The following is a 14,747-nucleotide window of genomic DNA, read 5'->3' as shown; positions in this document are numbered from 1 at the left end:
ACTGTGGAATGCCTCGCGTTCTGCTATTCTTTGTGAAGACGCGGGGAGGCGATCCTGGTGATCTTACTGGTTCGCTTCTCCGAGCACGGCGCGAAGGCCGTGAAACGCGCCGAATGCGGAGGAGGCAGATGTTCTACACGATACGGATCCAAGGACACCTGGACCCGTCCTGGCAAGACCGCTTTGGCGGGCTCTGCATCGAACAGCAGGAGACCGGGACAACGCAGCTCTCGGGGACGTTGCCGGATCAGGCCGCGCTGCATGGAGTGCTCCTACAGATTGTCCGTCTTGGTCTGACGCTGCTCTCACTTGAAACGAGCGAGAGCAAGAAGAATGATGCTTGAGCATGTATGCTCAATTCAAGTTAGGAAATCACTGTTTTACAACAATTGAAAGGTTGGTTATGACAATGGCTGATGAAAAAATTCTGATGGTGATGATGGCAGTCACCGATATGGCGAAGGCCAAAGCGTTCTACGCGGAGCAATTGGGCTGGTCTGTCACCCAAGACTACGGACAAGGCGATTACCACTGGGTCTCGCTTTCGCTCCCAGGAGGAGGTGCCTCTTTGACGCTGTCGACGATGCATGAGCACATGAAACCTGGTACGATGAATCTCTATCTCTCGACTTCAAATATTGAAGCGGCGTACAACCAGCTCAAAGCAAAGGATGTCAAGGTCAACGAAGTGAAGGATGACCTGTATGGCCCGGGGTCTGGCGTCAAGTGGTTTGACCTCCGTGATCCCGATGGCAACCGGTGGCTGGTGGTTCAATCCTAGTCGCCTCCGCGATCGCGCTACGCGATCATCATTGCCATGATCGCGGTGACCAACCATGGGAGCCAGCAGCCGCTCCCACCAGACAGGGCTGCTCAGACGCGTGCCGCCGGGCACATCGGCGCGAAACTGGATCATGCGAGGCGTCGCGCCGATTGACTCTAAGTTAAGCAGAAAAATCAGGAGAATTTATGAAACAGTCCTGGCAAGATTTTACGCTCGCTGAACCAGAACTCTCTGCCTTTGGCGAGGCTCGATTAAAAAGTGGTCCATCCTATCTGGCAACCGTTCGTGCTGACGGAATGCCCCGAGTTCATCCTGTGACGCCAATTATAGGCGAGGGGCATCTTTTCTTGTTTATGGAGCCAACCTCTCCGAAAGGGCATGATTTACAGCGTGGTTCTGGCTATTCGTTGCATTGTTGGGTAAGTAGCAATGATGGTGGTGAAGGAGAATTTTGGCTGGTAGGGCATGCTCTTTTCACTGATAGTCCCGCCATGCGGGAGCTTGCTACTACATATGGGTATCAGCCGCAGGATCATTACATTTTATTCGAGTTGACTGTAGAAAGCGCGTTTTCAACGATATACTCTGCTACTGGTAAGCCTATACGGAAAAGATGGAAGAGCGAGCAAGGCTCTTAAGTAGAAACGGGCCGGATTACAACGCTAAGCGGGGTGACATGAAGACGTTACTGGAGGCCGGAGAGCCGATGCCCCAAGGGTGCTAAATCTGAGAGAGCATATTTGAAGAAACGCCGCCCGCGGCTTCACTGCCACATGAGGCGCCACATGACGAGAATAGCATAAGTCCGCAGTCGAACTGCGGTGAAGTTTTAACCTAAGTAAAGGTGAGGAGATTTTTATGAGCCAGTCTGAAAAGAAAGTTACACAGAAATCCGCCACGAGCGCCGAAGCGATCAACAAGAAGTCCAAGGGATTCTCAGACGAGGAACGAGCCGCGATGAAGGAGCGCGCTAAAGAGCGGAAGGCGGAAGAGCGCGCTACCAAGAACAGGGAGGAAGGGGAAAGCGACGTGCTCGCGAAGATCGCCGAGATGTCGGAACCGGATCGCGCTATGGCCACGCGGTTCCATGAGATCATCAAAGCGAGCGCGCCAGCCCTCTCGCCGAAAACCTGGTATGGGATGCCCGGGTATGCTAAGGACGGCAAGCTCGTCTGCTTCTTCCAACCCGCGCAAAAGTTCAAAACCAGGTACGCGACGATCGGCTTCAACGATAGCGCGAACCTCGACGAAGGCTCCCTGTGGCCGGTCTACTTCGCGCTGAAGGAACTGAATGCTGAAGTAGAGGCGAAAATCATTGCGCTTATGAAGAAAGCGGTGGGCTAAGGACTGAACTCGCCACTGGCGTAAATGTGGTCATGACGCTGTCGATTTTCGGGTAAGTATCCTCGCAATTGCATTGCTCCTCTTTTGGCCTCTTCAGGCGATTTCTCAGCAACTGGCCAAGAAAAAGGTTCTCCCATCAGCAGAGGAATTCCCCAAAAATCGACAGCGTCATGACCACGTTTCCACTCTTGTGTCGTTGGTGCCCGCTCCTTTGCGTCTGATGACGCGTTATGTGTGCGCCGTGTCGCGCTTGATGAGATCCCCAGTGCAACCGGGGAAAACTTAGAGGGAGGTTCTTGGAGCGCCTAACCACCTGAAATCGAAAGATGGAGGGGAAAAGAGCCTGTTATGGAACAGCGGTGGTCAGCGGAAGGCATGTAAGCTGAGGTGCCGCAAGCTCCGCGTGCTATGGCTAGAACTGGATTGCCCAAAGCCCAATCTCCAGGGGAGTAGGTGTCCTCCCATCGATACCATGTCTGAAATCGATGCTCTCTTGCACCTGGGTTTCTACGTGACGACTCCCCACGGCTCAAGCCCTGACTCTTAACCCACATTTAACACAGTGAGCTTGAGCACAGACCGTTTTCCTTGAAAATGAAAGCCCATCAACAGCGTTTCCAAGCTCGCACATGCTATCAATTGTAAAATGTGGGTAAAAGACAGAGCTTTTAGCCGTGGGGAGTCGTCACCCTGGTGAGAGTGTTTCCTCTCCTATTCACAATGGAATCAGGGACCGAACCCTCTCGAACTGGTCCACTGGTGCTATGCAGCTTTGTTCCTCCTGAGGCGTGACCTTGCTCTCTTTATATGCTCCGCAATGAGTGGCGAATCTGGCTCCGCCGTTTCTACAGGTGGAGAACTCAATGGATGTGATCTGCTGGCAGAATCGGATGGTGGTCCTGGTCTAGGGATCGACAAACGTAGGGAGACGCTCTGTAAAGACTTCGCGCGAGCAGAAAGGATTACGGCAGGAGAACTTACGAACAGTTAGGAGCAGTTGGACCCGGCGGCTCATTGTAATGCCTCGTTTTGTTCTTGCTTGGAAACCCGGATATAGCCAATCTTCATAAAACCTCTTCTGTGGGGTCCATCCCGCCCTCGCGGCTGGTGATGGGCGCAGACACGGACGCTTCCAGAGACTCCTCACGCCGCGACACACGCGCATGGAGCATGTTGAGGCGGACTCGCGCCACCACCGTCGTCAGCCACCCGCCCAGGTTCAAGACGTTACTCGTGTCGGAACAGAAGAGATGCAGCCAGGCCTTCTGGACGGCATCCTCCGCCTCGGCGAGTGAGCCGAGCATGCGGTAGGCCATCGCTCGCAGGCAAGGACGCTCTGCCTCGAATTGCGCTGCCCGCCAGGTGTGTATCTCCTTCATCGGTCACATTTCCTCGTTTCGTTTTGTCATAGGAATGACAAAGGAAACCTGACCGATGTGACAGGGAGGCTCACTCCCGCTTCTCGCGCCGACTGGGCGACTCAGGCATCGATGAACCGCGATGGCGAAAGAAGGGGAGATACTTTCAACAGAAGAATTGCCAAGAAATCAGCAGTTTATCGGTTCTGGCACAATCTTGGTGAAAACTCTTGTGTAGGGAAAGAACCACGCCTTTCTCTGCGCTCAAAGGAGAGGGGCATTTCTCTAAACAACCTCATCCTTCACCGAAAGTGGGCCAGAATCGGTTCATTTCAAAATTTACAAAAGACAAGAAAGTGAAGACAATCTCAATGGCTACCAATCTATCACATTCCGAATTCACGCAACTGGCATCAGAGAAGCAGATCGAGAAGACCGTCCAGGCACTGCAAGCGCACTGCATACGCGTTGTCGTCTTTGAGACCGGCGAAGATGCAAGAACGTATGTGCTTGACCTGATCCCCGATGGCACGGAGGTCTATGATTCGCCCTCGCGTACCCTTGAGCTGATTGGCTTGGCAGAGCAGATCGAACACGCAAACCACTTTCAATCGGTGCGCGCTCGGTTATCTACGCTTGATCGCGTGACACAGGGCAACGAGATGCGCAAACTGGTCGCTGCCCCCGATGTCCTAGTGGGAAGCGTCCAAGCGATCACCGAACAGGGCGAGGTACTCATTGCATCAGCATCTGGCAGCCAGTTAGGTGCCGCCGTCTTTGGCGCGGGCACGGTGATCTGGGTGGTTAGCACGCAAAAGCTCGTGCGGACGCTAGAAGATGGACTTCGCCGCATCCGCGAATATAGCCTTCCCTTAGAAAATGAACGTGCCCAGCAAGTATACGGCCAGGCCAGCGCCATCAATAAACTTCTGATCATCAATGCAGAGCACGAGCCCGGTCGTATCACGATGGTCCTGGTCAAGCAGCAGCTTGGCTTCTAGGAGATCTGGGAAAGCGAGAGGAGCTTACGTACGAAAAAGAGTCATCCGTGCTGCGGTTCGTGAACACGCCATTCGCTTTGATATCATCTCGCTGGCCCGTTTTTCAGTCTGGAGCATGTATCCGTTTCAGGGAGCTAAAACGTGCCATGTTCCTCATCAAACCGCACGCAAACGGGATGTTTGCGTGCGGCATTCCAGAAAGTGGAAATTTTGAGATGAACCTGGTCACATTTGGGCCTTTCTTCTGTTGATGAACGGTTTTCGCATCAACGACAGGTTCATCTCAAAATTTCCAATATTGTCAATGTTCATTTAGAGAGTTTCGTAGCTAGTCAGCAGAAGGAAGGCTATTATGAAAGGGCTGATTGCTGGAGCGAGTGGGGCTCTGGGCACCCCCTTGACCCGTGCCCTCATCGCGGCAGGACATGAAGTTTTTGGGTTGGCCCGTTCCCCTGAGAGTATGGATCACCTCTCTCACCTTGGCGCTCACCCGATCCTGGCAAATGTGATGGATCGTGACGACCTGCTCAGAGCGGTCTCGGGGGTGCAAACCGACGCCGTCATTCATGCGCTGACCGCGCTCAAGAAGACGCCTCTGCGTCATCAGGATATGTATGCCACCAACGCGCTGCGCGATGCTGGAACCACGAATCTGCTCGCTGCCGCCAGGGAGGTAGGAGCACGCAGGTTCGTAGCGGAGTCGATGACGTTGGGCTACGGCTACGGTGACTGGGACGAAAAGGTCATCACTGAAGACGGTCCGTTCGCACCTGCTGGAAGCTCTTCCCAACTCGAACGGCACGTGGCCGGGTTCCGCTCATTGGAGCGGCAGATCTGGGAAGCGACCCAAGCGGGCTGGATCGAGGGGATATCGCTGCGCTATGGATACTTTTATGGGCCAGCATCTCTCGTCCCTCTCCTGGAGAACCTGCGCCGCCGAAGCCTTCCTCTGCCTGATGGGGGCCGCGCGGTCACCTCCTGGATTTATCTGGAAGATGCGGCAGCCGCCACAGTCGCAGCCCTCGAACGGGGCAAGGCAGGAGAAGCGTATAACATCGTCGATGACGAACCGGTACACAATAAAGACTTCTTCACGTTCCTCTGCCAGCAGGCTCATCTCCCGAGGCCCTTTTCACTCCCAAGCTGGATGATGCGTCCACTCGCTCCCCTGGCGACCGACTTCTTCTCTACCTCCATGCGCGTCTCCAACGCGAAGGCGGTGCGTGAGCTCGGGTGGAAACCAGTGGTTGCCCCAACCTATCGGCAGGGCATCCAACAGGCGCTTCTTGTGCGCGACCAGCAAGAGAGTATGAGCAAAGCGGAAGAAAGGCCATAAACCGCCCTGTCCATTGTGGGAAGAAGCTGTGGATTTCTTGTCCATGCTCCTGCAAGTTCTCGATTCCCGTTCTCGCGGGTCTCATCCCGCGAGAACGGTTTCACAGGCGAAAGAAAGGGAGGTACTTTCAACAGAAGCATTGCCAGGAAATCAGCAGCTTCTCCCCAAAATGGGCAAATCACCACGGGGATTTGCGATTCATAACAGACAGGCGAGAGGAAGGAGGAAACTCTAGCAGTCGAAGACAACAAGAAAAACGATAAGAAGATCAATGCGGAGGCGATTATGCCTCCGCATTGATCTAAGCTCTAGATCTCTCAAAACTTACCCTGTAGGGGATTGCCATGTTTTGCCGTTCCACCGCCATAAGCTATCATTGAATGTACTCATAGTGATGGAAGTGGCAAAGGCATAGACGGTTTGCTGCGCCGCACTAAAGAACAGGTACATCTTTTGTTCTGGAAGATGTTGTACTGACTTTTGAGTCCAGGTTCTTCCATTCCAGGCCCAGGAAACCTGGATTTTCTGTTTGTCAGAATCTTCACCTCCCGCCAGCGTCAGGATCACCTGTTGGGAAGCCTCATCCAGGACCATAGCAGTGGGAGAGGGGTAGGCTCCATATAAGGTCCCATCGTTGGTGAAACGCACCTCGGGAGAGGTGGCGGGATGCTGTTGGGTCCACGTCGTGCCATCCCAGATCCACGTATCGGTCAAGAGGGGAATGGGTGCGCCCATGTCATCTCCCCCGAAAAGCACCACCGTGCGCATGGCAGCATCATAGGCCATGCTTGCATTCAAGCGGGCTGAAGGAGAAGTAGCGGGATGCTGCTGAGTCCAGGTCTGCCCATCCCAGGTCCACGTATCGTTCAAGGGAGATTTCGTGTCCGTTCCATACCCCCCAAAGAGGACAAGCTGCCCAATCGCTGCATCATACACCAGAGTGGCATCCCTGCGTGGTGGTGGAGCGATGCTAGGATGCATCTGGGTCCAGGTGCTGCCATCCCAGGTCCACGTATCGTTCGTAGCTGAACCGAAGATGGGAGAACCGCCGAAGAGCACGACGAGACCCGTGGCATCATCATAGGCCATACTGGCCCCAAGAATGGGTCCTGGCGAGGTCGCGGGATGCTGTTGCGTCCAGGCATGCCCATCCCAGGTCCACGTATCCTGTAAATAGCCATTGAAGCTCTTGCCACCCAAGAGCACAAGTGTCTTGTGCTGCCTGTCATAGGCAAATTGCGGCACAGCTCTTGAGCCTGGCCCAGTTTTATCGTCGATAAAAGTCGGGACGATGTGGGCATCAGGATGCGGCGTTGCGGTTGCATGGGGCGTCGCTTTGCTCTGTGAAACCGCTGCAGAATAATCTCCACAGGCTGTCAAAAGAAGGACGAGGCCGAGAATGCAGAGGCCTGCCATGAGTTGCAGCCAGGTAGGCGACCGCATGCCTTTGCCCATAAGATTAATCTCTTCTTTCACCAAAAACCTTTGTCTCATGTGTTGCTGCCTTCAAGAATCAGAGCAAGCATAAGATGTCACTATTACCAGATAATGCCACCATTGCCATTGTCATAGACCATCCCATTCCAGAGTTGATCAATAGTAATGGTGTAAACTCCTGTACCTTGTGTATTGCAAGACTTCTGCCCGCAGGTCTCGGAATAAGTCATGGTGTTATTGGTGAAATCGTACCCGAGGATGGTGATAAAATGGCTTGTTCCAGGCGCGTTGATCCAATCCGGCAGGACGTTGTCATTGACAGAAACAATGAGTGGCTTCTTGCTCAAGGCAATATCTTGCTGCACGTCATTCTTAAAGCTCGCCTTGGTCAAGCTATCTACGCCAAGCACTGCATAGAAATAGTTGAAATAGTTGGAGCTATGGCCCGACGCTTCCCAGTTTAAAACGTCCCTGACATCACCGAAGGTAGCGTAAGCGTTTGGATAGCTCTGGTAGCTCATCTCACCAGCTGAAGTAAAAGCTGAGGGATAGCTCTGCGTCGCAATATACTGGACATAGGAAGTGTAATGCGTATCATTCCAAGCTGTCGTGGTGTAAGGATCACTATAAGTGTGAGTCCCCCTCTTGAGATTGACGCCCCAATACCCAAGCGTAGCTGTTGAGGCTCCTGGTCCACACTCATTCCAAAAATATTTATCGGTATAGCCGTGTCCAGCCGAATCGGTACCGGTATAAGGAGGCTCATTGACATATTGTGCCGGGGAATAGCTCAGGTGAGCCTGTGAAGCCAGTACAATGTGCGGTTTCCATTGATTTTTTTGTTGCAAGAAGGCTGGATTCTGCTTCTGGTGACCCTTTCCTCCAGTCAACAATTGACCAGGTTGTATACCTTGACCAGAGCCAGTCGAGGCAGATGTAAGCTCGCTTGCATGGGCGACAGGAACGTGAAGGGAACACATCAGCAGTAAAACCAGGGTAAACAGCGCCTGTTTACCGCGTCGAACAAGGGAAAAAGGGGAGTGGCTTTTCACAAAGAATCCTCTCTCTCTCATAAATAGATACATGCAAATGTAGCAAAGTTAAATACAACCGTTCAGGTTCTTCTCTCCATTGACCCTCTCTGGTAACTTCCCAAGAAGGCCATCTCAACATTTCTACTTTAGTAGTTTTCCCCTTTCATAAATTGGATGTTGGATGTATTGCTAAGTATAACCAAGATAATTCTTATTGTCGAGATAAAATAAAGCAAAGAGAAACACAAATACACTCCTCAAAACAAAAAGATTATAAAAAATCACTTCCCTTATTTTGACAATTAAAGCAATAGAAGAAAAAAGAAGCGGGCGCCTCATCATATTAATGATTATAGAGGAAAATGAGTACAGCGATACACTATGCCGAGAATCTCGACTGGCTGATATCAACTACGAACCTGATGGTCTTGCCCACTAGCCCTTATGGGTGATAGCTCGTATACGAGGCACATCGGTTCCAAGATGATGGTGAGGACGAGGTGCGAGCCTCGGCATGACCGCGAACGTAAGAGAGTCCCCATTATCCTGGGCTGGTTCAAGTTTGTACCGTATCCTGTGGCTTTGACCAGGTATGACGAACTTAGACAAACCTGCCCCTGGTTCCGAGACAACACGGCGTTCTCCATTTTGATCCCCTAGAAAAGAGGCTATGATGGCCTATCAAGCAGCATCGTACAACCTTTTCGTCGGAGTGGACATCGCGAAAGCTTCTGCCTCGATAGCTTGGATGACCTCTGGTCGGAAACCCTCTCGTGCAATGACGATTGAGCAGACCCCGCAGGGCTTCCGTTCTATCCAGCAGCGGTTGCTCTCGACTGGCCATGCCGCGCGTATCATCTTGGTGGTGATGGAAGCGACGGGCTCCTGACTTCCATGAACTTAGCTCTGAGCCTGACGCAAGCCGATTCCCAGGTGAGTGTGATCAACCCGGCCCAAGCCCACCATCTCTAAGCTCAAACCGTTTCCCGCTTGACAAACCATACAGTATCTTACGTGGCACTTCCCTCTGCAAAAGTTGCACGGTACAATATAGCTACCGCAATAAGTTTTGAGCCAGGGAATAGGCTGAAGACATGAAAGCCTCTTCACCAGATCTGGGAAGCCAAACATGGCCAACAGGTAAGTACGGCAAGCATGAGCCGTGCCATTCATGCTGTGGGCTGGACACGAAAAAAACCGTCAGGGCAGAGATACCGACTGAGTAGCCTCGGTCCAGCGTGATTCGAGCGAGGTCAGCACGGAAGAACGCTTGTGACGGAAACGAAACCGCGTGAGCTGCTCCTGCTGGGCACGGGTCGTCTGCTGGCGCAGTTCTCTCCACCGGCCCCGGTCAAGCTGAGCAATCTGGCGCTGCAAGTGGTGGCGGTGGGTCTCATCTTGCTCCCACCAGGGCGCATAGGCCACGCAGCGCCCATAGCGCAACAGATACGCATTCCAATTCTTGCGCCCGCTCACCCGGCGATACTGCGTTTTGAGCGCGCGAATGCTGCGCTCCATGTCATTGTTGGTGCGCGGAAAGTCCTCCCGCTCATAACACTGCACCAGGTACGGGCGCAGATTCGAAAGCACCTGCAGCAGCTCCCGTAGGCTCTCCTGTTCCAACTCCGAGAGGGGGGACGTTTCCAGAAGTTGGACCATCTGCTCGCGCCACGCGTCCAGGCGTCGTCCCACGCTCTCATTGCTCACGGGTTCTGCGAGCGTGCGTGCCGCTTCTTTCACCAGGATCGCTTCGACCTCACAGAGCCAGCCATACATCCGCTTGACCTGTCTCAGGTGCTCTGCCCAGGTTGCCCGTTCTGTCACAATTGCCTGCAGACGGGTGAGCTTCTGTTCACACCGCCGACTCACGGCGCCCCCTTTTTGAGCAAGTGCTGGAGACTGGCTTCGATCTCCTCCAGCATCTGGCTTGCCTCGACCGTCGCAAAAGTCAGCGGCTGCACGCCGTCGATATTGAGCGCGGTCAAGATCCCAGTGGCGTACGCATCCAGCACGCGGAGCTGCTCGGCCTCCTGAGGCGAGGCGGTCACGAGGGCCTTCTTGATCTGTTTGCGCACCGCACGAACCTTCGGCTGTAAGCGTTTGCGGATCGCCGTTTTCGCCGCTTTGTCTGCTTCAAAGGCGGTCTTGGAGGCATCGCGCAGCGCATGGAACTGACACACCTGATGAGGGACCTCCGGCCAGAGCTCCTGGAGTGCCAGCAGCTCACTTTCCTGGGCATCGCTGATCGTGCCCAGCACCTTCACCCCCAGCTCAACCACCGGAGTCAAGAGTGCTTTCATGACGGCAGTCTCCGAGGAGAGCACATTCTCGGCCACCAGGACCCGCCCAGTCAGCGCATCGCGGACCAGGTACACTGTCTCGTTCCCTTTGTCAGGCTGAATGCCGTCGATGGCAACAATGATGCCCCCGTTCTTCTCGACTTGGGCCAACCACTCCTGGTCCTCGTTGGCCGCACTCGCTGCCCGCAGCAACGTGCAGTACGCATCAAACAGGTAGAGCACTTCTCGGCGCGCGATCTTGACTCCCAACGGGGCCAACCGGGCCAGTAACTCGCGATGGATCTCGTCGACGGTTTGGTGCTCGACCAATCGCAGCCGCCCCACCAACAGCACCACATCCACCCCATACGTGAAGTGGGGCAGGGCCAGCGCATCCGCTCGCGCACTGCGATACGTCCGCTGATGGCCCACACACTGCGCATCGGAACAGCGGTAGCCCGCATGCACCAGTTTGATCACCTCCTGCAACGTGACCACCGTGCGTTCCGACAAGGTGACGGCCCGCCGGAGTCGCTTCTGGCAGTCGGCACAGTGTGTCACTTCGGGACGGTAAAAACGTCGGCTGACCTGGGAAAATGTCCGCGCAGGTTTCATGCGTTTCTCTCCTGGCTGTTTCTGAGATCCTTTCCTGGTGGAGAGTGTACCACATGGGCTCAGTCGGCATCTCTGCCCCTACGGAAAAAAAAGACGCTGGTGGCCTCCGAGCGCAACGAAGAGACACGACGAACCTGGCGTGAACAAAGCCAACGGGAGCCACAAGACGAGGGGATCTTTGTGATGAATGTGGAACGCAATCGCCTTAACTCGCCTGTATGCCCGTGCCCTTAAAGGGGAACGAGCCGTGGGCAAGGCTCCTGGCAATTGTGGAAGCAACGCCACGTTGATTGCCTCACTTTCACCTCATAGGATAGGCCATGATCCTGCAAGGGTCTGCTGATGCTCTGGCCTTTGAGACCTCCATCGAGCAAGTCCTTACTCCCAGTTGACACAGTGGGCAAACGGTGGTGATGGACAATTTGAGTACCCATCAGGGCACACCGGTTCGCCAAGCCATTGAAGCCTGCGGGTGTCGATTGCTCTATTTCCCTTCTTAATTCGCCAGATCTCTCCTCAATTGAAGAGGCTTTTTCAAAGCTCAAAGCGTTTTTCCGGCGGGGTTGGTGCTCACGCACAAGAGGCTTTACGACTGGCCCTCGCAGAGGCGTTGGAGGCCATCACCGCCCAGGACACTCACGGCTGGTTTACGCACTGTGGTTATCTGCTCATGGATGCAGAACCTGTTTTGTCAGAGGAACAGCTTTTTATGCCTCAAGCCTTCTGATCATTGCTCTCATTCGCTTGCCAGAACCCGTGTTGATGGGAGGACTTGACCTGGTTGCAATTGACCACTGAGGATGGCATGACGCAGTCGATCATACAACTGGCGATGCAATGGTATCGTGAAGGTGCGATTGAGAGCAAGATTTGCTGTGTTTTGAAGTGCGTGTTGTCTTTTTGCCTTGCTTGAAAAGGAAGCCTCCAGCAAATGATACCATGATATTTGCAAAAATGACTCTTGAAGGGGCTCTCTTTCTAGAGTATCCTTCCTGCGAAAGTCAGCGCTAGTGCAGGTTCCAGAGACCTGTAGTGCAATAGAGCCAGGGTTCCTGTGTCAACGAAGATGAGGGACGCTCTCTCTTACACACTAGGTCTCCTGAGATTGCACTAGTTCTGACTGCAAGTAGTGCAATAGAGCCAGGGTTCCTGTGTCAACGAAGATGAGGGACGCTCCCTCTTACACATTAGGTCTCCTGAGATTGCACTAGACACAAACAGGTATTTCTCATACGGGAAAAAGGGTTTTCACAACCTTGGAGGTAGTTTTCATGATTGTCGTCACCGCACCTACAGGCCAGTTCGGCCATCAAGTTCTGAACAACCTGCTCAATAGTAACGAGCCGATCCGCGTGATCGTACGCGATCCCTCTCGCCTTCCCGCGCACACACGTGAGCGCGTCGAGGTCGTGCAAGGATCGCATGGCGACCTCGACGTCGTCAGCCGGGCGTTCGCAGGTGCCGACTCTGTATTCTGGGTGGTACCCCCGGACCCCCACGCCGCGAGCGTCGAGGCCGCCTACGTGGACTTCAGCAGGCCAGCGTGCGAGGCCTTCAAGAGTCAGAGGGTTAAGCGAGTGATTGGGATCTCGGCCCTCGGTCGCGGCACGGCGGTGGAAAAAAACTCCGGGCTGGTGGCGGGGTTGCTGGCCAAGGACGACCTGATCGCAAGCACGGGGGTCAGTTACCGCGCACTGACGATAGCCTCCTACATGGATAACCTGCTCCGTCAGGTCAGGTCGATCAAGAGCCAGGGTATGTTCTTCGACATGGTATCCGGGGAGCGCAAGGTCCCAACCTGCGCCACCCGCGACATCGCCTCCGTCGCCACCAGACTGCTACTCGATCACTCCTGGAGTGGCCAGGGCAGCGTCCCGGTGCTTGGCCCTGAGGACCTGTCCTTCAACGACATGGCGCAGATCATGTCGGAGGTGCTAGGCAGGCCAGTGCGCTACCAACAGATCCCCGGCGAGGCCCTGAAGGCCAGGCTGACCGCATCCGGAATGTCCGACGCTATGGCGCAGGGCATGGTCGATATGATGGTGGCCAAGAACAACGGTATCGACAACGCTGAGCCGCGCACCCCCGAGTCCACCGCCCCTACCAGCTTTCGCCAGTGGTGTGAGGAAGTGCTCAAGCCAGCCGTCTTGGCCTGAGCACCACGGCGACGGAGCAGGCGATTATTCTGGGGCTGATTCAGAAGCTGCTGCCTGTCGATGCGTTGATGGCGATTCTTGAGGATGTTGAAACCTCAAGCATCTTTTGCGTATAGATGTGGCCCACACACTGGCAGCGGCGTACGCGGAAGAAGCATGTGATCTCTGCCATTCGTTTGGCATTGGATCCAGAAGAGCACCTCTGGTTACGCGAAATACTGATAGGTGATTTCCCGAGTTGGAAAGAGCGAGTTTCTGATAAATTGCTGCTCACGCTGATGGCTGATCTAATACCGGCGGTTTGTACTGAGGCCATGGAGGTGTGGTACTACCGGTCCTCGCAGATCATTCCTCTTCATCTGATTTTGCCCTATTTGCGTCATGAGGGGAAATATGTACGCGAAACAGCGATTAAAACGTTGATGGCCGCCAAGCAACGTGTTCCCATTGAGCCTATTCTTCGAGGTATTGATGAAGCAAGGCACGGTCAAGCGAGTGGGGCGAGGGCGCCCCAAGCTCCGGCCCAAGCGGGTTCTGGGAGATAAGGCGTACAGTAGTCGCAAGATTTGCCGCTTGAGATAGCGGCGGGAATTGGGTACACGATTGCCCGCCGCTGCGATGAGACGCGCACCGGGCCCTTTAACCGAGCCCTCTATAAAGAGCGCAATGTGGTCGAACGACGATTAATCGACTCAAGCAGTTTCGGCGCGTGGCCACTCGCTACGAGAAGCGTGCGGTCAATTTCCTGGCTATGGTCACGCTTGCCTGTATTCTGCTTTGGTTATGGTTTGCAAACAGGCCCTAGTCCATTTAACTGAACGCGATTTCATAGGCTCGTTTGATGCGTTCGCCTTTCTCCATACGCCTTTCTCTGGTAATAACATGTTGCATCTGTGATAGCAGAAAAATATAAAAATGATGCATGTGTGAGCAAGTGTTGCTCTCTTTCCTTTAGAGAGAAAGAGATTTCTCACCTTGAAGCATTAGCGATGAACAAAGGAGTTGACCTATCATGAGTCATGAGCACTTTGCTAAGGAAGGAAAGCGAATACGGGTCACGAGTTACGGTCCGTTCCGAGGATTGAAAGGAACGATTGTGCGCGTTAACATCATTGATGGCGAAGAAGATGACCCGTTTTTTGGTTTTTACCTGATTGCTCTGGACTCGCTACGGGAACCAATGTGGTTTGAGCACAACGAGATCGAATTCATAGATGCTCTGTTGTTCGTAGAATAAAATTTCGTTTCTTGACTCATAACCATTCGCGTATCTCAGTAGCTGAGAGGCAGAAGTGGCGCATTTCTAGCCTGCCTGACACAATTCTTTTCCTGGCAGGAAACAAAATGTTTTCTGACTTGCCACGATCGTGCAGCAGCTTTTTGCATCAGGTAAACGAAAAATG

The 14,747-nt window shown here is 53.8% G+C and carries 15 protein-coding genes and 2 pseudogenes; 11 read left to right on the top strand and 6 right to left on the bottom strand.

Annotated features, from left to right (window positions below):
- Nucleotides 1–128: 128 nt before the first annotated feature.
- From JMJ16_RS33480 to JMJ16_RS33465, 4 genes are all read left to right on the top strand, one after another.
- Nucleotides 129–344 (top strand): hypothetical protein, encoded by a 216-nt coding sequence (locus JMJ16_RS33480; protein ID WP_201388647.1) that lies wholly within the window; start codon nucleotides 129–131, stop codon nucleotides 342–344.
- 65 nt (nucleotides 345–409) lie between these two features.
- Entirely contained in the window at nucleotides 410–781 is a 372-nt protein-coding gene (locus tag JMJ16_RS33475; RefSeq protein WP_236601794.1) for a VOC family protein, read from the top strand.
- A gap of 188 nt (nucleotides 782–969) precedes the next feature.
- Entirely contained in the window at nucleotides 970–1,422 is a 453-nt protein-coding gene (locus tag JMJ16_RS33470) for a pyridoxamine 5'-phosphate oxidase (protein ID WP_201388643.1), read from the top strand.
- Between the two features lie 220 nt (nucleotides 1,423–1,642).
- The gene (locus JMJ16_RS33465; RefSeq protein WP_201388642.1) at nucleotides 1,643–2,128 is read left to right on the top strand and encodes an iron chaperone; all 486 of its coding nucleotides are present in this window, start codon (nucleotides 1,643–1,645) and stop codon (nucleotides 2,126–2,128) included.
- 1,067 nt (nucleotides 2,129–3,195) lie between these two features.
- Here JMJ16_RS33465 and JMJ16_RS33460 read toward each other — a convergent pair.
- Nucleotides 3,196–3,507 (bottom strand): annotated as a pseudogene (locus JMJ16_RS33460) (sigma factor); the annotation flags it as partial.
- A 350-nt stretch (nucleotides 3,508–3,857) separates the two neighbouring features.
- On the opposite strand from JMJ16_RS33460, the gene JMJ16_RS33455 reads away from it, so the two are divergent.
- Complete coding sequence (locus JMJ16_RS33455) at nucleotides 3,858–4,487, top strand: LUD domain-containing protein (RefSeq protein WP_201388639.1); 630 nt, start codon at nucleotides 3,858–3,860, stop codon at nucleotides 4,485–4,487.
- Nucleotides 4,488–4,839: 352 nt separating this feature from the next.
- Complete coding sequence (locus JMJ16_RS33450) at nucleotides 4,840–5,823, top strand: NAD(P)-dependent oxidoreductase (RefSeq protein WP_201388637.1); 984 nt, start codon at nucleotides 4,840–4,842, stop codon at nucleotides 5,821–5,823.
- 324 nt (nucleotides 5,824–6,147) lie between these two features.
- On the opposite strand, the gene JMJ16_RS33445 is transcribed toward JMJ16_RS33450, so the two are convergent.
- Together JMJ16_RS33445 and JMJ16_RS33440 are read right to left on the bottom strand one after the other, a co-directional pair.
- Nucleotides 6,148–7,278, bottom strand: a complete 1,131-nt coding sequence (locus tag JMJ16_RS33445; protein ID WP_201388635.1) for a kelch repeat-containing protein — start codon at nucleotides 7,276–7,278, stop codon at nucleotides 6,148–6,150.
- 83 nt (nucleotides 7,279–7,361) lie between these two features.
- Nucleotides 7,362–8,312, bottom strand: a complete 951-nt coding sequence (locus JMJ16_RS33440) for a hypothetical protein (RefSeq protein WP_201388633.1) — start codon at nucleotides 8,310–8,312, stop codon at nucleotides 7,362–7,364.
- A 652-nt stretch (nucleotides 8,313–8,964) separates the two neighbouring features.
- Here JMJ16_RS33440 and JMJ16_RS33435 point away from each other — a divergent pair.
- A complete protein-coding gene (locus JMJ16_RS33435) occupies nucleotides 8,965–9,183 on the top strand; it encodes a hypothetical protein (RefSeq protein ID WP_201388631.1) in 219 nt (72 codons plus the stop codon).
- Between the two features lie 311 nt (nucleotides 9,184–9,494).
- On the opposite strand, the gene JMJ16_RS33430 is transcribed toward JMJ16_RS33435, so the two are convergent.
- The 3 genes from JMJ16_RS33430 to JMJ16_RS54835 all read right to left on the bottom strand — a co-directional run bounded on the left by JMJ16_RS33430 (nucleotide 9,495) and on the right by JMJ16_RS54835 (nucleotide 12,014).
- Entirely contained in the window at nucleotides 9,495–10,163 is a 669-nt protein-coding gene (locus JMJ16_RS33430; RefSeq protein WP_201377837.1) for a transposase, read from the bottom strand.
- Entirely contained in the window at nucleotides 10,160–11,188 is a 1,029-nt protein-coding gene (locus tag JMJ16_RS33425; RefSeq protein WP_201377840.1) for a hypothetical protein, read from the bottom strand. Before JMJ16_RS33425 ends, JMJ16_RS33430 begins: the two co-directional genes overlap by 4 nt.
- Nucleotides 11,189–11,924: 736 nt before the next feature.
- A complete protein-coding gene (locus tag JMJ16_RS54835) occupies nucleotides 11,925–12,014 on the bottom strand; it encodes a GntR family transcriptional regulator (protein WP_236601853.1) in 90 nt (29 codons plus the stop codon).
- Nucleotides 12,015–12,459: 445 nt separating this feature from the next.
- On the opposite strand from JMJ16_RS54835, the gene JMJ16_RS33415 reads away from it, so the two are divergent.
- The 4 genes and pseudogenes from JMJ16_RS33415 (at nucleotide 12,460) to JMJ16_RS33405 (ending at nucleotide 14,581) form a co-directional block, all read left to right on the top strand.
- Nucleotides 12,460–13,344 (top strand): NAD(P)H-binding protein, encoded by an 885-nt coding sequence (locus JMJ16_RS33415; protein WP_201388629.1) that lies wholly within the window; start codon nucleotides 12,460–12,462, stop codon nucleotides 13,342–13,344.
- 158 nt (nucleotides 13,345–13,502) lie between these two features.
- The gene (locus JMJ16_RS33410) at nucleotides 13,503–13,889 is read left to right on the top strand and encodes a hypothetical protein (protein WP_201388627.1); all 387 of its coding nucleotides are present in this window, start codon (nucleotides 13,503–13,505) and stop codon (nucleotides 13,887–13,889) included.
- 90 nt (nucleotides 13,890–13,979) lie between these two features.
- Nucleotides 13,980–14,149: pseudogene (locus JMJ16_RS54830) on the top strand (transposase); the annotation flags it as partial.
- A gap of 207 nt (nucleotides 14,150–14,356) precedes the next feature.
- Nucleotides 14,357–14,581 carry a KOW motif-containing protein gene (locus JMJ16_RS33405; protein ID WP_201386566.1) on the top strand — a complete coding sequence of 75 codons (225 nt, stop codon included), beginning with the start codon at nucleotides 14,357–14,359 and terminating at the stop codon, nucleotides 14,579–14,581.
- Nucleotides 14,582–14,747: the final 166 nt, after the last annotated feature.

This window comes from Ktedonobacter sp. SOSP1-52, from assembly GCF_016587395.1.
The sequence above is the reverse complement of the archived record's forward strand: the minus strand, read 5'-3'. Positions and strand labels throughout refer to the sequence as shown.